At 64.7% G+C, this 23,331-nt stretch carries 25 protein-coding genes; 10 read left to right on the forward strand and 15 right to left on the reverse strand.

The annotated features are described in order from the left end of the window. Positions 1-7 precede the first annotated feature (7 nt). The 3 genes from FM069_RS05575 (at position 8) to FM069_RS05585 (ending at position 1,903) form a co-directional block, all read left to right on the forward strand. Positions 8-214, forward strand: coding sequence for a cysteine-rich CWC family protein (locus FM069_RS05575; RefSeq protein ID WP_143487297.1), 207 nt, complete (start codon positions 8-10; stop codon positions 212-214). Beyond that, positions 214-906, forward strand: coding sequence for a pseudouridine synthase (locus FM069_RS05580; protein ID WP_143487298.1), 693 nt, complete (start codon positions 214-216; stop codon positions 904-906). The genes FM069_RS05575 and FM069_RS05580 overlap by 1 nt, the downstream gene beginning before the upstream one ends. Before the next feature lie 118 nt (positions 907-1,024). After that, positions 1,025-1,903 (forward strand): alpha/beta fold hydrolase, encoded by an 879-nt coding sequence (locus tag FM069_RS05585; RefSeq protein WP_143487299.1) that lies wholly within the window; start codon positions 1,025-1,027, stop codon positions 1,901-1,903. A gap of 476 nt (positions 1,904-2,379) precedes the next feature. Here FM069_RS05585 and FM069_RS05590 read toward each other — a convergent pair whose 3' ends face one another. Together FM069_RS05590 and FM069_RS05595 are read right to left on the reverse strand one after the other, a co-directional pair. After that, entirely contained in the window at positions 2,380-4,437 is a 2,058-nt protein-coding gene (locus tag FM069_RS05590; RefSeq protein WP_143487300.1) for a TonB-dependent receptor, read from the reverse strand. 590 nt (positions 4,438-5,027) lie between these two features. Then, a complete protein-coding gene (locus FM069_RS05595; protein ID WP_143487301.1) occupies positions 5,028-5,294 on the reverse strand; it encodes a PepSY domain-containing protein in 267 nt (88 codons plus the stop codon). 228 nt (positions 5,295-5,522) lie between these two features. On the opposite strand from FM069_RS05595, the gene FM069_RS05600 reads away from it, so the two are divergent. Next, on the forward strand, positions 5,523-6,038 hold the full coding sequence (locus FM069_RS05600; protein ID WP_143487302.1) for a DUF4142 domain-containing protein: 516 nt from the start codon (positions 5,523-5,525) through the stop codon (positions 6,036-6,038). Between the two features lie 237 nt (positions 6,039-6,275). Here the strand turns inward: FM069_RS05600 and FM069_RS05605 are convergent, their stop codons facing one another. Together FM069_RS05605 and FM069_RS05610 are read right to left on the reverse strand one after the other, a co-directional pair. Then, positions 6,276-6,530: a hypothetical protein gene (locus FM069_RS05605; RefSeq protein WP_143487303.1), complete on the reverse strand. Its 255-nt coding sequence runs from the start codon at positions 6,528-6,530 to the stop codon at positions 6,276-6,278. 33 nt (positions 6,531-6,563) lie between these two features. Continuing rightward, entirely contained in the window at positions 6,564-6,860 is a 297-nt protein-coding gene (locus FM069_RS05610) for a hypothetical protein (RefSeq protein WP_143487304.1), read from the reverse strand. A gap of 313 nt (positions 6,861-7,173) precedes the next feature. Here FM069_RS05610 and FM069_RS05615 point away from each other — a divergent pair, with 313 nt between their 5' ends. Beyond that, complete coding sequence (locus FM069_RS05615; protein WP_143487305.1) at positions 7,174-7,398, forward strand: hypothetical protein; 225 nt, start codon at positions 7,174-7,176, stop codon at positions 7,396-7,398. 107 nt (positions 7,399-7,505) lie between these two features. On the opposite strand, the gene FM069_RS22020 is transcribed toward FM069_RS05615, so the two are convergent. The 6 genes from FM069_RS22020 to FM069_RS05640 form a co-directional block, all read right to left on the reverse strand. Next, entirely contained in the window at positions 7,506-7,637 is a 132-nt protein-coding gene (locus tag FM069_RS22020) for a hypothetical protein (protein WP_267904171.1), read from the reverse strand. A gap of 598 nt (positions 7,638-8,235) precedes the next feature. Continuing rightward, complete coding sequence (locus FM069_RS05620) at positions 8,236-9,855, reverse strand: histidine kinase famiy protein (RefSeq protein WP_143487306.1); 1,620 nt, start codon at positions 9,853-9,855, stop codon at positions 8,236-8,238. 200 nt (positions 9,856-10,055) lie between these two features. Continuing rightward, positions 10,056-11,834, reverse strand: coding sequence for a putative bifunctional diguanylate cyclase/phosphodiesterase (locus FM069_RS05625; RefSeq protein WP_233281986.1), 1,779 nt, complete (start codon positions 11,832-11,834; stop codon positions 10,056-10,058). 169 nt (positions 11,835-12,003) lie between these two features. Continuing rightward, positions 12,004-12,204 (reverse strand): hypothetical protein, encoded by a 201-nt coding sequence (locus tag FM069_RS05630; protein ID WP_143487308.1) that lies wholly within the window; start codon positions 12,202-12,204, stop codon positions 12,004-12,006. A gap of 16 nt (positions 12,205-12,220) precedes the next feature. After that, a complete protein-coding gene (locus FM069_RS05635; RefSeq protein ID WP_178106671.1) occupies positions 12,221-12,496 on the reverse strand; it encodes a DUF3509 domain-containing protein in 276 nt (91 codons plus the stop codon). Between the two features lie 217 nt (positions 12,497-12,713). Further along, complete coding sequence (locus FM069_RS05640; RefSeq protein ID WP_143487310.1) at positions 12,714-13,664, reverse strand: hypothetical protein; 951 nt, start codon at positions 13,662-13,664, stop codon at positions 12,714-12,716. Between the two features lie 410 nt (positions 13,665-14,074). Here FM069_RS05640 and FM069_RS05645 point away from each other — a divergent pair, with 410 nt between their 5' ends. Next, positions 14,075-14,944, forward strand: a complete 870-nt coding sequence (locus FM069_RS05645; RefSeq protein ID WP_143487311.1) for a YihY/virulence factor BrkB family protein — start codon at positions 14,075-14,077, stop codon at positions 14,942-14,944. 201 nt (positions 14,945-15,145) lie between these two features. Here FM069_RS05645 and FM069_RS05650 read toward each other — a convergent pair whose 3' ends face one another. Further along, a complete protein-coding gene (locus FM069_RS05650) occupies positions 15,146-15,415 on the reverse strand; it encodes a DUF3509 domain-containing protein (RefSeq protein WP_143487312.1) in 270 nt (89 codons plus the stop codon). A gap of 320 nt (positions 15,416-15,735) precedes the next feature. On the opposite strand from FM069_RS05650, the gene FM069_RS05655 reads away from it, so the two are divergent. Then, on the forward strand, positions 15,736-15,927 hold the full coding sequence (locus tag FM069_RS05655) for a hypothetical protein (RefSeq protein WP_143487313.1): 192 nt from the start codon (positions 15,736-15,738) through the stop codon (positions 15,925-15,927). 96 nt (positions 15,928-16,023) lie between these two features. Here FM069_RS05655 and FM069_RS05660 read toward each other — a convergent pair whose 3' ends face one another. Both FM069_RS05660 and FM069_RS05665 read right to left on the reverse strand, forming a co-directional pair. Continuing rightward, entirely contained in the window at positions 16,024-16,329 is a 306-nt protein-coding gene (locus FM069_RS05660) for a hypothetical protein (protein WP_143487314.1), read from the reverse strand. A 173-nt stretch (positions 16,330-16,502) separates the two neighbouring features. Then, positions 16,503-16,814 (reverse strand): 3-phosphoglycerate kinase, encoded by a 312-nt coding sequence (locus FM069_RS05665; protein ID WP_143487315.1) that lies wholly within the window; start codon positions 16,812-16,814, stop codon positions 16,503-16,505. A gap of 102 nt (positions 16,815-16,916) precedes the next feature. On the opposite strand from FM069_RS05665, the gene FM069_RS05670 reads away from it, so the two are divergent. From FM069_RS05670 to FM069_RS05680, 3 genes are all read left to right on the forward strand, one after another. Next, positions 16,917-17,840 (forward strand): LysR family transcriptional regulator, encoded by a 924-nt coding sequence (locus FM069_RS05670; protein WP_143487316.1) that lies wholly within the window; start codon positions 16,917-16,919, stop codon positions 17,838-17,840. Positions 17,841-18,030: 190 nt separating this feature from the next. Next, on the forward strand, positions 18,031-18,585 hold the full coding sequence (locus tag FM069_RS05675) for a peptidylprolyl isomerase (RefSeq protein WP_143487317.1): 555 nt from the start codon (positions 18,031-18,033) through the stop codon (positions 18,583-18,585). 119 nt (positions 18,586-18,704) lie between these two features. After that, positions 18,705-20,537, forward strand: coding sequence for an ABC transporter ATP-binding protein (locus FM069_RS05680; protein WP_143487318.1), 1,833 nt, complete (start codon positions 18,705-18,707; stop codon positions 20,535-20,537). Positions 20,538-20,544: 7 nt separating this feature from the next. Here FM069_RS05680 and FM069_RS05685 read toward each other — a convergent pair whose 3' ends face one another. Both FM069_RS05685 and FM069_RS05690 read right to left on the reverse strand, forming a co-directional pair. Continuing rightward, positions 20,545-21,675, reverse strand: a complete 1,131-nt coding sequence (locus FM069_RS05685) for a GNAT family N-acetyltransferase (RefSeq protein WP_143487319.1) — start codon at positions 21,673-21,675, stop codon at positions 20,545-20,547. Between the two features lie 217 nt (positions 21,676-21,892). Continuing rightward, positions 21,893-23,233, reverse strand: a complete 1,341-nt coding sequence (locus FM069_RS05690) for an OprO/OprP family phosphate-selective porin (RefSeq protein WP_143487320.1) — start codon at positions 23,231-23,233, stop codon at positions 21,893-21,895. Positions 23,234-23,331 lie beyond the last annotated feature (98 nt).

Below are 23,331 nucleotides of genomic sequence, written 5' to 3' on the forward strand. Positions count from 1 at the left end.
CGCTGCCATGCCCGAACCCGTCGACCCCTGCCGATGCCCGCTCTGCGGCCTTTCGAACCGCTGCACCCAGGCGGACCCGGCCCGCCGCGACCAGCCCTGCTGGTGCTTCGAGACCACGGTGTCCCCGGAGGCGCTGGAGCGGGTGCCGGCCGACGCCCGTAACCGGGCCTGCCTGTGCCCGCGCTGCGCCGCGGGCCACGGGGTGGACGGCTGATGCGCCTGGACCGCCTGCTGGGTCACCTGGGCGGCCTCAGCCGCCAGGCCGTGCGCCAAGCCCTGGTGGCGCGGCGGGTCCGGGTCGATGGCCGCCTGGAGACCGAAGCGGACTGCCCCATCTCGCGTTTCCAGCGCGTGGAGCTGGATGATCGACCGATCCAAAGCGGTCTCCCCGCCCGCTATTTCATGCTGCACAAGCCGGCCGGTTGCGTCAGCGCCACCCACCATCCGCACCACCGGACCGTGATCGACCTGCTGGACGAGCCCGACACCCACGAACTGCACCTGGCCGGGCGGCTCGACCTGACCACCACCGGCCTGGTGCTGATCACCAACGACGGGCTCTGGTCGCGTCGCGCCACCCTCCCCGGCAGCCGCCTGCCCAAGGTCTACCTCGTCGGCACCGAAGACCCGATCGACCCCGCCTGCGTCGAGGCATTCGCCCGGGGCATCCACTTCGCCTATGAGGACCACACCACCCTCCCCGCCGAGCTGGACATCCTGTCCCCTCGCGAAGCGCGCCTGTCCCTGCACGAAGGTCGCTACCACCAGGTCAAGCGCATGTTCGGCCACTTCCGCAACAAGGTGGTCCGCCTGCACCGCGAGCGCATCGGCCCGATCCTCCTGGACCCGGCCCTGGCGCCCGGCGACTACCGGCCATTGAGCGCCGAGGAGATCACCGCCTTCTGACCGGCCGTCGCTCAGCCCGCCCCACGGCCCGGGCTGACACGCCCCTGTCATGCCCAAGCGGTTTGCTGGGAACCCGGCGCGAGGCGCCGCGTCATTCACCGGCATCGGAGGCAGCGACATGAAACCGGAAACCGCCGTCATCGCGGTAGCGGGCTGGAACATCCACACCGAGCACTACCGCTCGCCCCAGGCGGACAAGACCCTGCTGCTGGTCAACGGCTCCCTGGCCACCACGGCTTCCTTCGCCCAGACGCTGCGCTACCTGTACCCGCGCTTCAACGTGGTGCTCTACGACGCCCCCTATGCCGGGCGCTCCAAAGCCTGCAACGTCAGTGGCGTGTGCCTGGGCAAGGAGCGCGAGGCGGACATCCTGGCGGGCTTGATCGACCACGTTCGCGCCGACCACCTGATGGCGTTCTCCTGGGGCGGGATCGCCGCCCTGATGGCCCTGGCGCGGCGGCCCCGCACGGTGACCCGCGCGGTGATCGCCTCCTTCGCCCCGACCTTCAACGACGCCATGCTGGACTACCTGACCCGGGGCCTGGAGCACCTGCGCCAGGGCGATCGCGAGCGCGTCGCGGGGCTGGTCAACGCCACCATCGGCCAGCACCTGTCGGCGCTGTACAAGCGCCACAACCATCGCCATATCGCCAGCCTCGACCTGCACGAGTACCGGCAGATGCATGCCCACATCCAGCAGATGCTCGACCTGGAATCCCGGGACTACTGCGACGCCTTCACCGCCATCGACATCCCGCTGCTGTTCGTCAATGGCGAACGGGACGCCTACACGCCCCCGGCGGACGCCCGCCGCTTCGCCGCGTATATCGACGACAGCCACTTCGCCACCATCGACAACGCCGGGCACTTCCTCGACATGGAACACAAGCGCGCCTGGGAAGCGACCCGCGATGCCGTACTCGGCTTCCTCGACACCTCCGCTCCGGCCCGCCGGCGTCTGGTCGACACCTGCGGCGCGCTGGCCCTGGCGGGCTAGGCAGATGGCGGTGGCCGCCGGGTAGCGGATACGCCAGAAGGCACCCATCGCCTGCCTATGGGCAGCCGTCCGAACGGGAGTTTGGCGGGAATAGCGGAGCACGGCGGTAAGCTCGTCGAGTCCGCTTGCCCCCTGCCGGGAGGCGTCTCGTGATCGCGTAGTCGACGCCTTTGACCCCCTCAGAAAAGAGGCTCGAGGTGAAGCGAATGAGGGCAGGCAGCACCGCTCGCCCGCCGGGTCGCCGCATGGCACGGCAGTCGTGCGGACCCGGCGAGCATGCGGGTCTAAGAACCTCATTTCCTGTCGGGACGAGCCGAAGGTGTGCGTCAAAGGCTGCCGTTGCGAGGGCCTGCCACGGCAGGCGGACTCACGAAACGAACGATACGGTCATCAGGCGGCACGCCCTGGTACCCGGGGCCCGGCATCCCCCCTGAAATCTTCCTGCGCCGACCCGGCCGGCGCAGGAAGGTCCGGCCTCAGAAGCTGAGCCTCACGCCCAGGGTCAGGTTGCGCCCGGGCAGCAGCACCTCGTCCTTGATGAAGGAGCTGTGGTTGCGGGCCTCGGCGTCCAGCAGGTTGTCGCCCTTCAGATAGACCTGGTAGTCGGTCTCGTCGAGGACGCCGCTGTAGACCAGGGAGGCGCCCAGCATGTTGTAGCCACCGGTTTCCGTCTCGTAGGCGGCCAGGTCGTCCTGACGCTGCACCCGGTAGAACTCCAGCTGGCCGTCCAGCGCCGGGGTGAAGGCCTGGTCGAGACGCACGCCCAGGCGATCGGCGGGAATCCGCGGCAGGTCGCCGCCCGCCTTCAGCTTGCCGCGCACATGGTCGCCGAAGACGGTCACGGCGAAGGCCTCCGTCACCTGGACGCGTACGTCCCCCTCGGCGCCGGTCAGCACCGCGTCCTGCTGGCGGTATTCCACCTCCCGGTAGCCGCCGCCCACCACGTGCCCGGTGTCGGCGGCATAGATGAAGTCGCTCACCTCGTTGCGGTACAGGCTCAGGCTGAACTGAGTGCGGCCGACGAACTTGCGCAGGGTGATGTCCGCGTTGTACGAGGTTTCTTCGTCCAGGTCGGGGTTGCCCAGCTCGACCGTGCGGGTCGCCGCGTGGGGGCCGTTGGCGTACAGCTCTTCGGCCGTCGGCAGGCGTTGCGAGCGGGACAGCGAGAAGCCGAGGGAATAGTCCGGGGCGAAGGTCCAGGTCGCCCCGGCGGACACTGATGTTCCCGCGTGATCGGAATCCGGCTCGCGGCGCGCATCGATGGCCTGCCATTCGTGGCGCAGGCCGAGCTCGTAGCGCCAGTCGCCGGCGCGGTATTCCTCCAGCAGGAACACCCCGTAGTTCCGGGTCAGGGTGGGCGGCACGTAGGCTTCCTCGCCCAGGGCCTCGAAGTCCCTGTTCAGTACCTGCCCGCCGAGCACGCCGCGCCAGCCGAACAGGGGCTGGTGGGTCAGTTCCAGGCGCCCCTCGGTGGCATCGTTGTTGAAGGTCGTGGCCGCTTCGCCCCCTTCGATTTCCCGGTGCTCATAGTTCGTGTGGGAAACCCGCAGCCGGGCGAGTTCGAAGCCGGTCAGGGGATCGCTGAGGTCGCCCCGCAGGTCCCAGCGCTTCTGCTCCATGTCGATGTAGGGCACGCCCGCGTGGTCGTGGTCGTGGTCGTGGTCGTGGTCGTCGCCAGCATCGTCGTCATGGTCGTGGTCGTCATGGCTGGCGCAGTGCCAGTCGCGCGGACCGTGGGTATGGCAGTCGGCGTGCTGGTGGGCGAGCAAGCCGTAGCGGTTGCGTTGCTGGGTATAAGCCAGGCCGAGGTAACCTCGGTCGCCGATCCAGCTGGCCCCGAGGGTGCCGGTGTCGGTGTCGTTGTAGGCGCCGTCCTGCCTGTCCGAGCGGGGGTCGCCCTCCGCCCCCGGGATGCGGTAGGCATTCGCCTGGCGCTTGGCCCCTTCCAGACGCAGCGCGAAGTGGTCCTGGCCGACCGTCAGGCCGGCAGCGCCCGCGCCCTCGTCAGCCACGCTGTTCCCCCGCAGCTCCAGTTGGCCGGCATAGCCCTTTTCCGGCACTGCGGTCGGAATCTTCGTATCGATCACGTTGACCACCCCACCGATGGCACCGCCGCCGTAGAGCAAGGTTGCCGGGCCCTTGAGCACCTCGATGCGCTCGGTCAGCAACGGCTCGATCGTCACCGCATGATCGGGGCTGATGGTCGAGGCATCCAGGGTCTCGATGCCGTCGCTCTGCACCCTCACCCGGGCGCCCTCCAGGCCGCGGATCATCGGCCGGCTGGCGCCTGCACCGAAATCACTGGCATGCACGCCGGGCAGGCCGTCCAGGGTCTCCCCCAGGGTCGCGCCGCGCCGTTTCATCAGATCGGGACCCTGCAACACCTCGGCTGGCTGGGCCATCTCGCGAGGGGAACGCCCGAGGGCGCTGGCGCTGACCTCGACGGTGTCCAGCTCCAGTGCAGCCTGCGCCATTGCCGCAGGCGACAACGCCAGGCCCATCGCCCAGGCCAGTGAATGTGGAAATGCTTTCATGGATTACCCCGTGAACCTCATGCGCAAGGCGCAAATATGAAAAGGAAACGCACGCTCGACCGACGCTCTCCTGCAGCGATGCCGCCCCGACACCGCTTCGCACTCCCCTGAGCACAACCGCTCGCAGAAGCGGCGTGGGAGAATTGTCGCCGAGCGGATTAAATATGTAATAACATAACAATTCAAGCAATGAGAGAAGCGCTTGATTCATGGGCAGGTAGTGGGAGTTCGGCGTCAGTGGGTAGGCGTGAGAAACGTAAACGGTCCGGGGTTATGCGAGAAGCGCTTTACCGTAAAGGCAGTCAATCTCGTGAGGAGGTTTTTCACGAAGAAGCGACCGCATTGCTGAAAGAAAGGGGCCCGTCACGAGGTCGCAATGTCTGAAGAGGTTGGAAGGAGTGGCTGTAGATGTGAGATTCACCAGCCCCGAAGTTCTGGTGGACAGTGGAACGTTATCCACCCTACGCCTTGCCTGCCCGTAGGGTGGAAAACCGCGAAGCGTTTCCACCCCCACTGCCCACCAATAAGCCTGTACGGCGCGCAATAAAAAACCCCGCATCAAGCGGGGCCTTTGGTACTCCGAGAAGACCTCAGTCTTCTTTGTCACGCAGCACGTTGCCGGTCTTGCCGTCGATGCGGAACTCATAGACCTTGGTGTCCTTCTTGAGGCCTTCGCCTTCCCAATAGCCGTCGTTGTCGGCCTCGATCTTGTTGATCTGGGTGTAACCGGCGGCCTTGGCCTTGTCGATCGCCTGCTCGATGGTGATCCAGTCGGCACCCGGGCGGTCCGCCAGGGCGGCACCTGCGGCCAGGCAGGAAACGGTAGCGACAGCTGCGGCAAGTGTTTTCTTGAGCATGGCAAAAACTCCATTCAACCAATAAAGAGCGGCGTTCAATGACGCCCCGATAAGTTGGAAGAACGTTCGCCGCGAAGAGTTCAACAGGATTGCTCTCATGGGCCAACACATCTACGACTTATGCCCATCTGCTTGACCTGAACCCATCACCGAAGCACAGGGTCACACGTGGTGAACCAGCACAGGCTGGTCGCTACGAGTCCATTGTCCGCTAAGAAGGGAAATCCCATGAACATGAAGACTTTGCTTGCCGGCGCCGTTGCCACTTACTTCGGCGTGATGGCATCTGCCTATGCTGCTGACAAGATGAGCCCGCGTGAATTCGTCGATGAGGCGTCGGCCAAGGGCATCGCCGAAATCGAAACCGGCAAACTGGCGCTGGACAAAGGCACATCCGCCGATGTGAAGAGCTTTGCCCAGATGATGATCGACGATCACACCGCGGCGAACAAGGAACTCGCCACCCTCGCCAGCGAGAAGAAACTCAAAGTGGCCGATGACGCCGAGCTGATGAACAAGGCCAAGGCCTTCATTCTCAAGCTGCGCGACGGCGAATCCTTCGACGAAGCCTACGCCAATAACCAGGTCAAGGCTCACGAGGCAACCATCGAGCTCTTCCGTGACGAAGCCGAGACTGCGGACGATGCCGAGCTGAAAGCCTTCGCCAAGAAAACCCTGCCGAAGCTGGAAAGCCACCTGGACATGGCCAAGAAACTGGCCGCTGCCCACAAAAAGGCCAACTGATGGCCAATTGCAGTTCGAAGTCTTCTTCGAACTGCAGGCATTAAAAAGCCCCGCCAAGCGGGGCTTTTTAATGTTCCGGGATCAGTGCCAGAAGATGGCAAGCAGAATAATGACCGGGATCGGTACACCGAGCAGCCAAAGCAGAATGGAACGCATGGGGTATCTCCTTGTTTAGGTGGCCTGCATGATTTAGAGAAAGTCTTTCTATAAAGCGTTCAACACAAAAATCCGTGTCCGTTATTGCGCGGAGGATTTCTTAATCTTCTCCTTGCTGGTCTTTTTATGTTCACCCGCAGAGGTCTTGTCCTTAGTCGTGGATGAAGTGTTTCGGGTATGAATGACAGGAGCGGACTGCTTGTCCTGCTGTTCATGACGACTCTCGGTTTGCGGCGCCGAAGTGCCGGCGCTCGGCAAACCGGTCGTTACGTCTGCCAGGGCAAGCTGTGTACCCAGAGCGCATGTTGCCAGTACCGTGCAGACCATGACCTTCATGACAAATCTCCTCTGAACGGAGTCAGCGCAGCGCTACATGCGCTGCCACATGGAAAACGCATCGTTCACCGGAGCTGCGAGAAACGGAAACGTCCGCTGCCGGCGAGTCAGGGCTCGTACCGTTAAGGCACAGTGGCGCTGAAGGTGTTTGCCCATCAGGGCGTGAATGCCGCGGATAGCCAACTCGGCTTGCCGGGGGGAACCCTGGCTACGCAACAAACCGGCGAAGTGGCCGGGATAGAGATCCAGATAGGCCTGGGCGAACTGGTGGGTATTGAATCGTTGCGGTAGACGGTCGATGACCGAATTTACCTCGAACAGGCTCGACATCTTTACGCTCCATAGCCGGGTAAGGTTCCCCCTGATGGTGCACGGAGCGTGCCTCATCGCACGCTAAATAAAATCCTTAATAAACAATGGCATGCGTTACATAAGCACACGATGTTACGGTTAAATTGCACGGTGAACGATTCAGGGGTCGTGCAAAATGCAGGCTAGCTTTTCTGCGTATCGGCTGGCTTGGCCACTCACCGATAACCTCCTGGCATGTGGTGGAATGACGCAGATATGCCGATGGATGGTTCGAACGAAAACCTCGGCCCTCAGGTCATTTCTTACGTGCATAGACAGTAAGAGCCACGCCATGCATCGTCTTACCGCAAAAATCCGTTCTGCCTTGCCCAGTGACACCCCGTTCGCTTTGGACGTACATGACGAAGTGATCGAGCTCACCATCAGCGACCCCGCTAGTTCTTCGGTCATCAGTCGCCTGCTCTACCAGCGTCACCTGGAAAATCGGGGCCTGCTGGATACCTTGGTGAACGATATCCAGGCCGAACTCCTGCGCAATCGCTGTGGGACCTACTGACCCAGGCTGCTCAGCGGCACCCGGCCGCCGGATCGTCCTTCATTGTCTTTCGGTACTGAATAATTCCCTTCAAATGAAAAGCCCCGCCTAAGCGGGGCTTGTGCTGTTTAGCGATCAGCTTCCGCCGCCAGCTCCACCACCTGCACCGCCACCGGCTCCTCCCGCAGCACCACCCGAGCCACCGGCAGCCCCGCCCGTACCGCCGCCGGAACCCCCCATGCCGCCGCTGGTACTGCCACCCGTGCTACCCCCGGTACCAGTGCCGGTTCCGGCACCCGACCCCATGCCCGAGCCGGAGCCACTGCCCATGGAGCCCCCGGTACCGGTGCCCGTACCGCCGGTGCCCGTCCCCATGCCACCGGTACCGCCTGCCGGCGGTGCGCTCATGCCGCCCGTTCCGGTACCAGTACCGGTGCCGGTGCTGCCCGTTCCCGTACCAGTGCCCATGCCGGAATCGGTGCCGATGGAGCCGGTACCCGCGCCCGTCCCAGTACCGGTCCCGGTCCCGGTCCCAGTGCCTGTCCCGGTACCCATGCCGTTGCCCGTGCCGGCGCCGCTCCCCATGCCGCTACCGGACGCACCGGTGCCATTCCCCGTGCCGGTTCCACCTACCCCGTTGCCGGGGGAGACCGAAGAGGCGAATGCCGTGGTGGTGAGAAGGCCGCTTAGGGCCAATGCCGCGAGTGTCTTGGGTGTCATGTCGCTTCTCCATTCATCGGGTCGAAGCCTGCATCGACGCATCTGTACCGGCATGTCACGGCTCCGGTGTCGAAGGGCCTGTATTTTTTGTCCCCATCCTCGCGGACGGGTGCGACCCACTGGACGAACGGTGACCGATCAGGCGGAAGAAGCAGAGGGCCGGTAGGCTGCTTCCAGTGCGCACCGCACCTGACGCAAAAGATCGTCGTGACCATAGGGCTTGGGCAGGGTCTCGAACCGTTTACCGTCACCGTCGGTACGCGCCAAGTCCGCATCGGCGTAGCCGGTGGTGAGCAGAACCCGCAGACCTGGATGGCGCTTGACCGCCTCCCGAGCCAGGGTCACCCCGTTCATCTCGCCAGGCATGCTCAGGTCGGTAAAGAGCAGGTCCACCGGATGCTTCTCCAGCACATTCAGCGCCTGGACCGCATCGTAGGCGACCAGGGTTGCGTAGCCGGCCTCCTCCAGCATGACCTGCGCCAGTTCGGCCACATCGGCCCGGTCCTCCACCACCAGGACGCGCTCGCCCTGGCCGACAGACTCTATAGAGCAGGCTGCGCCAATGGCCGCATCCGTGGAGCGCTGCTCTTCTGCCCTCGGGAAGAACAGGCTGACCGTGGTTCCAATACCTTGTCCGGACAACACTCGCAGTGTACCGCCCGACTGGCGGGCGAACCCGTAGACCATGGACAGGCCCAGACCCGAACCGGGCCCCGCGCCTTTGGTGGTGAAGAACGGGTCGATGACCCGACCCAAGTGCTCGAACGGGATGCCGGCCCCTGAATCGGTGACCGACACGCAGACATAAGGACCGGGCTGGAGATCATCCCCCAGCCCCACGTCTTCGGACGCCACCCAGGCGTTCTCGGTGCTGATACGGACCTCACGCGGGCTGACGCCTGCCAGCGCGTCGTAAGCGTTCAACAACAGGTTGCGCAAGGCGGATTCGGCCTGCAACGGGTCCACTTTACAGGACCACAGGTCAGGGGCCAGGCGGGCTTCCAGGGCCACGTCGGTGCCCAGGATGCGCTGGATCGACGGCTGCATGTCCTGCAGCAGTGCGTTCAGGTCGGTGGAGCGCGCCTCCAACTTCTGTCGCCGGGAAAAGGCCAAGAGTTGCTGGGTCAGGGTCCTGGCACGATCGGCCGCGCCCAAGGCGTTCTCCACGCTGCGCTGGATGCGCCGGGGGTCCGGCTGTTCCCGGCCGTTCTGCAGGCGAATCATGTCCAGGTAGCCCACCATCACCTGCAGCAGGTTGTGCAGGTCGTGGGCCAGTCCGCCGGTGAGTTGGCCGAGGGCGTCCATCTTCTGGGCCTGGTACAGGCTCTGGTCGGCCTCGCGGCGACGCGTCACGTCGCGGGACAGGCCGATGTAGTAACGCACGCCGTCCTTGCCGTCGCTCACCGGGGCCACTACCAGTTCATTCCAGAACGGCGTGCCGTCGCGGCGGTAATTGAGCAACTCGACGACGGTTTCCTGCTTGCCGGCGAGGCCCCCCCGCAGCAGCTCCAATGCCCGCGGATCGGTTTCAGGGCCCTGCATGAAGCGGCAGTTGCGGCCCAGGACATCGCCTGCGGCGTACCCCGTCAGGTCGAGAAATGCCTGGTTGGCGTAGACGATGGGATTGTCCGCCTGAGCCGGATCCGTAACCACCAGCGGCACGCCCTCGGCGCGAGCGATGGCCTGCAGCGCATCCTGCGACAACAGCGCGAGTTCACCGTCACTCGCCTCCGCACCCTCGTTGCACCGCTTGTCCATGCCTCGACCTCCGAACCCTCATGGAAGAGAGACTGCGCGGGCTTGGAGAAGGTGCGAAGAATCCGCCTGACGTCCGTCGGCACCAGGCCGCTGGCATAGCGTTCTAGCCACTCAGGACCGGGATGAGGATGTACGAGTATCGAGGAGAAGCACGGTCATCATCGGCAGCGAGGACACGGTGCCCCACCGCCTCGACGCCCCTACTCGTTCCGCTGCTGGTGCGCGTCCAGCCAGGCGATCAGGTCGTCCGCCGGCATGGGCAATGCCAGGTAGTAGCCCTGCCCTTCGTCGCACTGCCACTCCCGCAGCAGGCGATAGGTGCTCTCGTTCTCGATGCCCTCGGCCACCACCCGATAGCCGAGGCTGCGAGCCAGCTGGATCATGGTCTTCACGATCTCCCGGCTGCGTTCGCTGGAGTCCAGGCTTCGGGCGAAGGACTGGTCCAGCTTCAGCGAGCGGGCGGCGATCTCCCGCAGGTACGCCCAGTTGCTGTAGCCGGCGCCGAAGTCATCGATAGCCAGATGAATGCCCCGCGCCACCAGGCGTTCCAGCTGCGTCTTGACCATCTCCGGGCGTTTCATCAGCGTGCTTTCGGTCAGTTCCAGTTCCAGTTGCTCGGGCTCCACACTGTAGTGGTCCAGCAGCGGAAACAGGTGGTCGACGAAGGCTTCGTCCTCCAGGTCCAGGGCCGAGATGTTCAACGCCAGGCCGAACCGCCAGCCCTGGCGCCGCCACTCGGCGATCTGCCGCAGCCCCTGGTTCATCACCCACAGGCTGATGGGGCGGATCAGGGCAGTCTTTTCCGCCAGGGGAATGAACTCCATGGGCGAGACCTCGCCCAGGGTGGGGTGGGTCCAGCGCAGCAGCGCCTCCACCGAAGTGCATTCGCCGCTGCGCAGGTCCAGCTTCGGCTGGTAGTGCAGACTGAGCTGGTCTTCGGACTTGAGGGCGGTGGGCAGGGCGTTGAGCAGGCCGAACGCGCGCAGCTGGGCCCGATCGCGCTGCTCGCTGTAGAACCGCCAGCCGGTACCGGTGGCCCGGGCGTGGTCGGCGGTGCTGATCAGGCAACGTAGCCAGTCGGCCCGGCCCTCCCCCTGGGGCCGCATGCGCAGCACGCCAAGCCCCAGCTGGGTACGGATGGGGATGTTGTCGCACACCACTTCTTCGCGAAACGCCTCCAGGATGGTGCTGAACAGCGCCGTGGCCCGGCGGCTCTCGGCATCATCGCCGCGCAGAATGAAGGCAAACCGAGTGGGGCTGAGCTTGTACAACGGAGTGGCCGGGGGCATCAGCAGTTGCAGGCGCTCCTTGATACGCAGCATCAGCTCGGTACTGAACACGTAGCCCAATGCCTTGACGATCTCGTTGAGGAAGACCGGCGAGACCACATCGGCAGCCACCAGCCACATGGGCTGCTCGCCAGTGTCCAGCAGGCGCTGGACGTCCTCCTGCAGACGCAGGCGATTGAGCAGACCGGTGGGTGAATCGATGTAGTTGATGGCCCGCAGGCTGTTGATCCGCTTCATGGCCAACTGGGCCAGGGTCTGCAGTAGAGCGCGCTCTTCGGGCTCCATGGGCGGCCTTGGCTGGTCGTCGATAATGCACAGGCTACCCAGGGCCAGGCCGTCATCGGTCCACAGGGGAATGCCGGCGTAATAGCGGATCTGGGGCTCGCCCAGCACCAAGGGGTTTTTGTGGAAGCGCGCGTCGAGGCGGGCGTCACAGACCTCGAACAGCTCGTCGCCGAGGATGGCGTGAGCACAGAAGGAATGGTGGCGAGGGGTTTCATGGGTGGTGATGCCCACCCGGGCGCAGAACCACTGGCGCTTTTCGTCGACGATGGAGATCAGCGCGATGGACGCTTTGAACAGGCGGGCTGCAAGCGCGGCGATGCAATCGAATTCCTCGTCCCCGTCGCGTTCGAGCTGATAAAGCTCCTTGACGCGTACCAGACGCCGCTGCTCGTTCTCGGGGATCATGGGACTACTTTCCATGCTGACCGCTCTGCTGGGGAGTGCGGTAAGCATAGCGGCTGAATGCAATCTGCTCAGCTCGGACTTTCGTATGGGTCCGATAAATGTCGACCATGGTCATTGTCATGGAAAAAGGCCGCCGTATGGGGAAGCGGCCTGAAGAACGCCCGTCAGATCAGGAGGTGCGCTCGCGGCGCGGCTTGAAGGCCGAACCCGCCGTCAGGGGATGGGGGCTGCCACCCCGAGGCGCCAGGGAGCCGATGACGGCTTTCTCATAGAGTTCGACGGCCGTCTGGCGACTGTCGCACTCGATGAAGCAGTCGTTGAGGTAGACCCGCCAAGTGGCACTAGGGCCCTTCTTGATCCTGACCTCCATTCTCAGCCGCTCCGGATCAGTGTCGCGCGTAGCGCGGGAGCACGGCCAGCAGCGGGTCATAACCCAAGGTGCCGGAGGCGGCTTCGCTCTGGGCGAGGTCGCGGCGGATGGCGCTGATCCACTTTTCCAGATACCCGTGGGAGCGCGACTCACTCGCCGGGATAGTGCGCCGGACGACGCTGGTGGCGGTATCACCGCGCAGCACCAGCACGAGGCTATGGTCTGGATTGGCGGACAGGGTGACGGAAAAGTCGGGGAAAGCCGTGGTGAAGGCGTGTTGAGCGAGTTCCATGGAGAACACTCCTGAGTAGGTCAATCCTAGGGAGCAAACATCAGGCCATCGCGGACGAAAATCCAATTCCATGCGCGACAGGTACTTAGGGTTTAGACCTGAACAGCACACCTTGCAAAACGCACGAATGACCGTCGGTCACATTGCAAACTGCAAGAGCCTTGCAAATAAAAACGGCAACCCGAGGGTTGCCGTTTTCAACCTCTACTGCCTGGTATCAGCGACGGTCGACGGTCGTCGCGTAGGTGCCATCGCGAGCGGTCAGGTAGACCACCGCTTCACGCTGACGACCACCGAAGGTAGCCCCCAGGCTGCCCACGAACGCGCCACACAGCAGGGCGATGAACATCCACAGAGAGGTCCAAGCTGCGACCTTGCGGGCGTCATCGGCAGCCTTCAACGCGGCGGCCTTGGCTTCCTGTACGGCCTGACGAGCCTGGGCAAACACGGCATCGACACGCTGTTCGGCTTCCGGCACGGTCAGGTTGGAGCGCTGGGCTACGACCTGGGCCAGGTAGTTGCGGTCCTCGGCGCTCAGTTGCAGGTCGCCAGTGTCCTTGGCATTGGCCAGGGTCTTGCCGAAGATGCGCGCCACTTCGCTACGGACGGCATCGTCGCTCACCGCTGCTGGGCGATCGGTGCGGAACAAGGTGTCCACGTAATAGCCGAAGGTCTGGTCGCTGCCATCGGCCGCGCTGGCCGCAGTAGCACCCACTGCAGTGGCTGCGCCGGCAGCGACGGTGGTACCGGCCTTCACTGCGCCGCCGATCAGGCTACCGGTAGCCGACAGCACCAGGGTCGCGGTGACCAGGGTGGCCACGGCCCAGGCCAGGAAGCCATGGGCGGTGTCGCGGAAGTAGACCTCGTCATGGTGCAGCGACACCCATTTCACCCGCAGGCGACCGGCAACATAGCCGCCGAGCCCGGACGCAACGATCTGGGTCAGGGCGATCCAGACGATGCCCCCGATACCGATCTTGTCGGCGCCCACGCCATCATTGGCCCAAGGCGAGACAGCGGAAAAACCGAGGCCTGCACCCAGCAGGATCAGGATCAACGACAGTGCCGCAGCAGCAGCGGCACCGGCGAAGATGGCGCCCCAAGAAACGGCAGAGCGGCTGGAAGGGTCTTCCGACGAGGCGGAATAGGCAGCGAAGGTTTCGTTCATTCGTTGAACTCCGGCAGTGATTCAAGAAGCGTCACCCTTCGAGAACGGGTTTGCGCCTGCTCTTCTGAGCAGTAACCATGCCATTCGTCACCTTTAGGTAAGTAACTGATTTTAAAATACAAAAAAAATGTGAAATTCACATGACGCTTGCGTTTTGCAATGAAGCGTCTGGAGCAGCAGGCGTTTTGCATGGCCTTGAAAAAAAATTCGACGCAAAAAAAAGCAGCCTGAATGGCTGCGCTAAGGACACGGCATGGAATGGCCGCGTCGAGGGGAAAACCGACGATACTGTATATGCATACAGAAATCCAGCCCTTGGTGGAAAACGGAATTCTCCTGAGCGTTCCGCAGCGGAGCGGGTCATAACAGGCGTAAGCATCCCCGATTAGAAGGGTAAAGGAGCCTCTCGCATGTTCGATCTGAAGGGTATAAGTGCGATGACCCTGGTCAAGCGCACCATCAACGAGTTCATCGAAGACGATATGCCGACGTTTGCCGCCGGCCTCGCCTACCAGGCACTCTTTTCGCTGTTTCCCTTTCTGTTGTTCCTGCTGGCCATGGTCAGCGCACTGCATTTGCCGGAATTCTTCGCCTGGTTGAGGGAACAGGCGGCTCTGGTGCTGCCGGGCCAGGCCATCGAGTTGGTGAACCCGATCATCGACCAGATGCAGTCCCAGGACAGCAGCTTCCTCTCGATGGGTATCCTGCTGGCGCTGTGGTCCGCCTCGTCCGGCATTCGCTCCATCATGAATGCCCTCAACTACGCCTATGACGTGCAGGAACAGCGCTCCACCGTGAAGCGCTTCACCCTGTCCATCGTCTACACCATCGCCATCGCGGTGCTGCTGCTCTGCGCAGCGGGCCTGATGATCACCGGTCCCCAGGTCATGGGCTGGCTTGCCAGCCAAGTGGGCCTGGAAGACTTCATCGTCTCCCTGTGGGCCTGGCTGCGCTGGCCCGTGGCAGTCGTCCTGATGATGATTGCGGTGGCGACCCTGTATTACGTCGCGCCGGACGTGGAGCAGGAATTCCGCTTCATCACCCCCGGCTCGATCCTGGCGGTGGTGATCTGGATCTGCGCCTCCCTCGGCTTCGGCTACTACGTGAGCAACTTCGCCGACTACAACGCCATGTACGGCAGCATCGGCGCGATCATCGTGCTCCTGCTGTACTTCTACATCTCCGCCGCCGTATTGCTCCTGGGAGCCGAGGTCAATGCGGTGATCGAACACCATGACCCGGAAGGCAAAGACCCGGGCGAGAAAGAAGTCCCCAACTGACCCGCAAAAAAAAGCCCGCCGAAAGGCGGGCCGAGTAGGGGACATTCAGGGGCTATATGCCGTTGGATCGCTTATTGCGTCTTCCCGACTAGCCGACCGAGGCTCCCTCGGCCCACTTATTGACGCCATTTCATTCTTTGGGCGACTTAACGGCCCTCACTGTTCAGCTCGACAGGGGAGCTGAACAGCCCACTCACTCGATCAGGACAGTTGAGCGGAACCCGCCGCCGCGCGCTTGGCGCGCTGGGCTACTAGCGGAGATACCGCAGCGCCTGCTTCCAGGTCACGACGAATTGCGCTGATCACCCACTCGGTACGAACCGGAGCGCTCAGTTGCGGAGAGGGAATGCTGCGCTTGACCTGTACGCCGTCCTTCTCGAGAACGATTACTTGCCCACCATCGGCACGCTGTTGCGCGGTGACCGCATGATCGGGAAAAGCAGCAGCGATAGTCTTCAGGCATACGGACATTTGAAGCGCTCCTATGAAGGGGGGGATGGAACAACCGCGGTCATAAGAGCAGGGACCGTGCCATTCGCCACTCTTCGTTAATTTCCTTATATATCAGCCGCTTAATCAAACCAATCTCATTCTGCTACATGCAAGCTGCACGATGGCAATTCAATCGCAAGGCATTTTGCAAGATGCCTAATCGTGCCAATACCTTTCGTCGCCCTGTACATCCATCTCGTTTGAACTGCGCTAAAAAGCGCAACGTCATTATTTAAAGCGGATTCACAGCCCCACACTTTCCAGGAGCTCAGAGCCCTATAAAGACAGGAGTCGTATATATGTCCAAAGATGAACTCAGAGAACAACTCGCTCTTCAGGCGGAAACTTTCACCAAGCGTGGCAATGAAATCGTCACCTATGCCGCACAACGGCGCCCTGAACGAAAACCCTGGCGCAAGCGTGAGACGCCCATGGACCGGGTTTTTCAGGAAGAGCTGGAACGCATGAACCAGGACGCCGAACCGTCCTGATCCTCCGTCAGATTTTCTTCGCTCCATTCCTCTAGATATAAAAAGGCCCGGCGTGCACCGGGCCTTCGATTTATCGGTCGCGTGATGATCGCCAGATCACTGACCCTTGGTGGTGCCGCTCTTGCCGGTATCTTCCTGGGTTGCCTTGCCAGTGCCAGTGGCTTCACCGGTGGTGCCGTCGCCCGTGGCCGTGCCGGTGGAGCGACCGGTACCGCGGCCGACTTCGGTGGCCGGCTTGTTGCCGACGTTGTCGGGGCTGGTGCCCTGGCCGTTCACGCCGATAGGCGATGTGGGCGCTGCCGGGTCACTGGGCGGAACGGGATTGGTGGGGCCGGTGCTGTCGGCGAAGGCGGGAGCGGCCAGCAGGCCGGAGATCAACAGGGCCGTCAGGGTACGTTTCATCGCGATGACTCCATGGGCAGGGGATACTTGAATTTCGGCCCTGGCGCGGCGTCATCGTTCAGTCGTTTCGACGTCCGCACTGCGCACCCTGCCCCACGGGCCACCGCCCGCTTCTGCCGATGCCGGCTAACGCATTGATTTGTCGGGGTACGCTCCCTAGTCTGTGCAGCTCATCAGGGCGTGCATTCCAACTCGATGCGCAGCTTGATGATGGTGCGGTTGAAGTGGACCACCAGGTTGGCGGTCTCGCCGGGCGCCAGGGAGGCGCGGCGTCGCTTCGGCGCCTCCGGCCCATTGGCGAAGATCACGCTGCAGGCGACCGGGCTCTGCCCGTCGTTGCGCAGGGTGATGGAGCCCATGCTCGGGTCCAGGTCATCGGTGACATAGGTCACTTCGGTACCGTTGAGCTGCCGATCGAGGTCGATCGGGTAGGCCCAGGCGGTCAGCGGAACGAGTGCGGCGAAGGCGCAGAGCAGGTTTTTCATCGAGGACGATCTCGGCCGGACGGAACGAGGGCCAGATTCCGCGGAAACCGCCGCGAACGCAACGCCCGGCCACGGCCATCCATACGATAAGAAGAGGTTCGGATGAAGGCACCCCGTGTCACCCTGGAGCAATGGCGCACCCTGCAGGCAGTGGTCGACCACGGCGGCTTCGCCCAGGCGGCGGAAGCTACCCACCGCTCGCAATCCTCGGTCAGCTACACCGTGGCACGGATGCAGGAGCAGCTGGGCGTGCCGCTGCTGCGCATCGACGGCCGCAAGGCGGTGCTCACCGAAGCCGGCGAAGTGCTGCTGCGGCGTTCGCGGCAACTGGTCAAACAGGCCAGCCAGCTGGAAGAGCTGGCCCACCACATGGAGCAGGGCTGGGAAGCCGAGGTGCGACTGGTGGTGGACGCCGCCTACCCCAACGCCCGGCTGGTGCGTGCGCTGTCCGCGTTCATGCCCCAGAGCCGCGGGTGCCGGGTGCGCCTGCGCGAAGAAGTGCTCTCCGGGGTGGACGAGGTGCTGCTGGAGGGCACCGCGGACCTGGCCATCAGCAGCATGAGCCTGCCCGGCTACCTGGGCGCCGAGCTGAGCACCGTGGAATTCATCGCCGTGGCCCACCCGGACCATCCCCTGCATCGCCTCCAGCGGGTGCTCAGCGTGCAGGACCTGGAAAGCCAGCTGCAGGTGGTGATCCGCGACTCCGGCCGCACCCAGCCCCGGGACGTGGGCTGGCTGGGCGCCGAGCAGCGCTGGACGGTGGGCAGCCTGCCCACCGCCGCCACCTTCGTCGGCAGCGGCCTGGGCTTCGCCTGGCTGCCGCGGCATCTGATCGAGCGCGAGCTGCGCGACGGTATTCTCAAGCCGCTGCCCCTAGAGCATGGCGGGCGGCGGCACCCCACGTTCTACCTCTACGCCAACCGCGACCGGGCCCTGGGGCCGGCCTCACAGATCCTGGTGGAGCTGATCCGCCGCTACGACGCCGAGCCGCTGGATACCGCCGAGGCCCCTACCGTGCCTTGCTGATACCGGCGCCAGGGAACGCCGACGGAGGTCCCCGGGTCCTACCCTGGCCCGGCGATGTGACGCAGTCGGCGCCGCCCAGGCTGGCCGCGGCGGCGGTTTCGCGGCACCCTACGTGCCCTCGCCCGACGAGCCACGCCTTGCGTTGTGCGCCCGCGGGCAGCGCTCCCACCTCCCCTGATAAGGAACGACCATGCTCAAGCGACTGTTCATCGCCGCCTGCACCCTGCTGTTCACCGCCAACCTGATGGCCGCCGGCAAGCCCCACGTGCTGTTGACCACCAGCAAGGGGGAGATCGAGATCGAGCTGGACGACGACAAGGCCCCGGTCAGCGTGAAGAACTTCCTCGCCTACGTGGATTCGGGCTTCTACAACGGCACCGTGTTCCACCGGGTGATCCCCGGCTTCATGATCCAGGGCGGCGGCTTCACCGCCGACATGCAGGAAAAACCCACCCAGGCGTCGATCAAGAACGAGGCCGACAACGGCCTGCACAACGTGCGCGGCACCCTGGCCATGGCACGCACCCAGGCGAAGGATTCGGCCACCAGCCAGTTCTTCATCAACCACAAGGACAATGCCTTCCTCGACCACGGCGCCCGCGACTTCGGCTACGCGGTGTTCGGCAAGGTGGTGCGCGGCATGGACGTGGTGGACCAGATCGCCGGCGTGCCCACCAGCAACCGCGGCATGAACCAGAACGTGCCGCTGCAGCCGGTCACCGTGGTTTCCGCCAAACGCCTCTGACGCCCCTCGGGTCGATCGTCCCGCCCGCGCAGGCTTCACCTGCGCGACCGATCCTCTCCGCCGGGCTTTTCGCAACCCCGTGCCGCCCCCGCCGGCGGTACGGCCGGACAGGATTTCCCATGCTTTTCCGCTTCTTCGAAAACCTCATCGACGTCTTCAAACCCGCGCCCGATGCCGAGCCTCCCGCCGGCGTAACGCGTTTCTACCTCCACTACCTGCGCCAGGTGTGGCCGCTGCTGGGCGGGCTGATGGTGGTGGGCTTCTTCGCCGCGCTGGTGGAAGTGGCGCTGTTCGACTTCATCGGCCGCCTGATCGACCTGGCCCAGACCACGCCTAGCGCGCAGTTCTTCGCCGAGCACGGCCGGGAAATGCTGGGGATGGCCGCGGTCGCCCTGGTGGTGCGGCCACTGCTCTTCGGCCTGCACAACCTGCTGGCGAACCAGACCCTGAACCCCGGCCTGACCAACCTGATCCGCTGGCAGAACCACCGCTACGTGCTCAAGCAAAGCCTGGGCTTCTTCCAGAACGACTTCGCCGGCAGGGTGGCCCAGCGCATCATGCAGACCGGCCAGGCCTTGCGGGACTCGGCGATCCAGGTGGTGGACGCCCTGTGGCACGTGGTGATCTACGCCGGCAGCGCGCTGTACCTGTTCGCCGAGGCCGACATCCGCCTGACCCTGCCCCTGGCGGCCTGGATCGTCTGCTACATTGCCACCCTTCGCTACTTCGTCCCGCGCATCAAGGACCGCTCGGCCACCGCCTCCTCGTCCCGCTCCAAGCTGATGGGCCGGGTGGTGGACGGCTACACCAACGTGATGACCCTGAAGCTGTTCGCCCACACCCGCGACGAGGAGCGTTACGCCGCCGAGGCCATGGGCGAGATGATCGACACGGTGCGCGCCCAGACCCGCACCATCACCACCATGGACTTCGTCATCACCTGCCTGAATGGCCTGATGATCGTCGGCACCGGCGGGCTGGCCATGTGGCTGTGGAGCCAGTCGCTGATCAGCACCGGCGCCATCGCCCTGTCCCTGGGCCTGGTGATCCGCATCAACAACATGTCCGAATGGATCATGTGGGTGGTCAACGGCATCTTCGAGAACGTCGGCAGCGTGCAGGACGGCATGCGCACCATCGTCCAGCCGCGGCGGGTCGCCGACCGGGACGACGCGGTGCCGCTCGAGGTGAGCCGTGGCGAGGTGCGCTTCGAGCAGGTTCGCTTCCACTACGGTAAACCGGGCGGGGTCATCGAGAACCTGAGCTTCGAGGTCCGCCCGGGCGAGAAGATCGGCCTGGTCGGCCCCTCCGGCGCCGGCAAGTCCACCCTGGTCAACCTGCTGCTGCGCCTTTACGACCTGGAGGGCGGGCGCATCCTCATCGATGGCCAGGACATCGCCGCGGTGACCCAGGACAGTCTGCGCGCGCAGATCGGCGTGGTCACCCAGGACACCTCGCTGCTGCACCGCTCGATCCGCGACAACCTGCGCTACGGCAAGCCGGACGCCAGCGATGAGGACCTGCTGGCCGCCGCCGCCCAGGCCCGGGCCGACGGCTTCATCCCGGCGCTCCACGACCACGTGGGCGGCCGTGGCCTGGATGCCCAGGTGGGGGAGCGCGGGGTCAAGCTGTCCGGCGGCCAGCGCCAGCGCATCGCCATCGCCCGGGTGCTGCTGAAGAACGCGCCGATCCTGGTGCTGGACGAAGCCACCTCCGCCCTGGACTCGGAAGTGGAGGCGGCGATCCAGGAAAGCCTGGAGACGCTGATGCACGGCAAGACGGTAATCGCCATCGCCCACCGGCTGTCCACCATCGCCCGCATGGACCGCCTGGTGGTGCTGGAGCACGGCCAGGTGGTGGAAACGGGCACCCACGCCGAGCTGATCGCCCGGGGCGGCCTGTACGCCCGGCTCTGGCAGCACCAGACCGGCGGCTTCGTCGGCGTCGACTGACGCCGGCTCAGCCGTCCCGGCGGTACGGCAGGGCCTCCCGCGCCTGCTCGGCGTAATGCCGCACGCCTTCGCGCTCCTGGGCGAGGAATTCGGCCACCGCCGCACGCAGTCCCGGGTGCGCCAGGTAATGCCAAGAGCGGGTCAGCACCGGCTCGAAGCCGCGGATCAGCTTGTGTTCGCCCTGGGCGCCGGCGTCGAAGCGCGTCAGGCCCTGGGCGATGGCGTAGTCGATGCCCTGGTAGAAGCAGGTCTCGAAATGCAGGCGGTCGTATTCCGCCAGGCACCCCCAGTAGCGGCCATAGAGGCTGCCGTCACCCACCAGGGAAAACGCCATCGCCACCGGCAGGGCGCCCTGGCGGGCGAACACCACCCGGATCGCCTCGGGCATGCGCTCCGCCAGCAAGCTGAAGAATGCCCGGGTGAGGTACGGCTCGCGGCCCCGCACGAAATAGGTGTTGGCGTAGCAGGCGTGGACGAAGTCCCACTCCGCCTCGCTCAGTTCGCGACCCTCGCGCCAGTCGAAGGCCATCCCCTGCCCCGCCACCTGGTCGCGCTCCTTGCGCATCTGCTTGCGCTTGCGCGAACTCAGGGTGTCGAGGAAATCCTGGAAATCCCGGTAGCCGCGGTTGTGCCAGTGGAACTGGCAGCCCAGCCGCTCCAGCCAGCCATTCCGCGACGCCAGCCGAGCGTCCGCCGCCGGGTCGGTGAAGTTGACGTGGAGCCCCGATACGCCCGCCTCGTCCAGGGACTCGGCCCAGCCCGCCAGCAGCTCGTCCACCGCAGCGGTCTCCCCCAGCAGGCGCGGCCCGCTCACCGGGGAGAACGGCACCGCCGCCAGCAGCTTCGGGTAGTAGGCGATGCCCGCCCGCTGGCAGGCATCGGCCCAGGCCCAGTCGAACACGTACTCGCCGTAGGAATGCTGCTTCAGGTAGGCCGGCGCGGCGGCCCGCAGGCGGCCATCCGCGCCCCGCAGCAGCCGGTGAGCCGGGCGCCAGCCCTGGGCGGCGCAGACGCTGCCGCTGTCCTCCAGGGCGGACAGGAAGGCGTGGCGCAGGAAGGGCTGCTGGGGCGACGGCAACAGGCCGTCCCATTCGCGGGGGTCGAGGTCGGACAGGCGTTGCAGGGTCTGGATCGGCATGGCGAGCAGTCTGGCGCGGGGGCGGGCCGAAGGGAAGCGTTGCCGAGGAGCGGTTCGCCGGTTGCAGCCGGCAGGCGAATATGGCGCACGCCTGGGTCGCCAAGCCCGAAGGGCTGCGCCAGGTTGGTCTGCCCGGCAGGCGCCCTCCCCCAGAAAAGGCTGCCCATGAAAAAGCCCCGCGCGAGGCGGGGCAAACGACTACAGGCGCTCTGCTTTGTTAGAAGACGTACTGGGCGCGGACGATGAAGCCATCTCCGTCGTCGTCGCCGGTCCGCACACTGTTCACCGCGTTGAAGACCTTGTCGGTCTTCGCCTTGACGTAGCTGGCGCTGAGCTTCACCGCCTCGGTGGCGTACCAGTTCACGCCCAGGTTGTGCACCTTGGCTTCGCCGTCGCCGACGTCGCGGGTGGCGCTGGCGGCCACGATGTTCTTGTCGTCCACCGACAGGCTGTCGAAGCGGTAGAACAGCTCCCAGGCGCCGATCTGCTTGTTCTCCGGCTTGATCGCGTCGAAGCGGCCGACCTTGTAGCCACGGGCCTCGCCGGTCAGGGTGTAGGCCACCTGAGCGTAGTAACCGTCGCCCTTGATGTCGTGGTAGGCGTCGCTGTCCGACTTGAGCTTGCGCTTGATGTACTCGCCCTGCACCGACAGCGGGCCCATGGCCCAGGCGCCTTCCAGGCCCCAGGCGGTGTCGTCGTCGTAGGAGCCGGACGGCGAGTTGTTGGCGCCACCGAACACCGGGCGGTTGCCGTTGCTGCCGGCATCGTTGCCGCCCAGGGTCTCCACGCCGCGAATGCCCAGGCGGGAGCGGAAGCGGGCGTCGAAGCTGGCATCGGACACGTCGCGACGGGCGAAGCTGGCGCCGACGTGCAGGACGTTGCCGGCCTCGTGCATCGGGGCGAACACGCCGCGGGCGTTGAACTGCTTGATGCTGTCGCCGTCGTCGTCGTTGTTGTCCTTGCTGCTCAGGCTGGTGGAGACGTAGCCCGAGTCACCCAGCAGGGCCAGGGCCTGGATGCCCATGCCGTTCTGGTGGGAGTTGGCCCAGTCGATCAGGTCGTAGGCGGCGTTGCGCTCCAGGGCGGTCACCCACTTGGAGCTGGTGGCCTTCTCCAGGCCGAAGTCCGGGTCGAAGCGGCCCACCTTGATGGACAGCGGCGCGAAGCCGTTGTAGCTGATGGACGCTTCGTCGAAGTAGCCGTCGTCGGAGCTGCCGGAGTTGTGGGACAGGTCGTAGTTGATGATGTACGCCCAGTCGGTGAAGGCCACCCCGGAGATCTCCAGGAAGGCGCGGCGGAAGTAGGCGGCATCGGCGGTGTCGCCGTTGCGGGTGTAGATGCCATCGAAGCGGCTGTAGTCCGCCTGCAGGCGGCCGCCGATCTTGAACCCGAACTGCTTGTCGGTGGTGGCCACTTCCAGACCGCCCTTGGTCTTGACCACGATATCAGCGCCATCGGTGGTGACGGTGCCGGCGAACGCCTGGGCGGAAATGGCCAGGGCCAGCGCGCTGCCGGCGAAGCCGACCTTCACCCCACGGAAACTGTGCTTACGACGCATCGAAGGATTCCCCTTAGTCTTGGCAGAAAGGCACGCGAGCCGGGGGCTCGCTGGTGCTGGGGGAATCTTGGCGAGGGTCTGTGTCAGCGCCGTTGCCG

The sequence above is a fragment of the Pseudomonas mangiferae genome, from assembly GCF_007109405.1.
Lineage (GTDB): Bacteria > Pseudomonadota > Gammaproteobacteria > Pseudomonadales > Pseudomonadaceae > Pseudomonas_T > Pseudomonas_T mangiferae.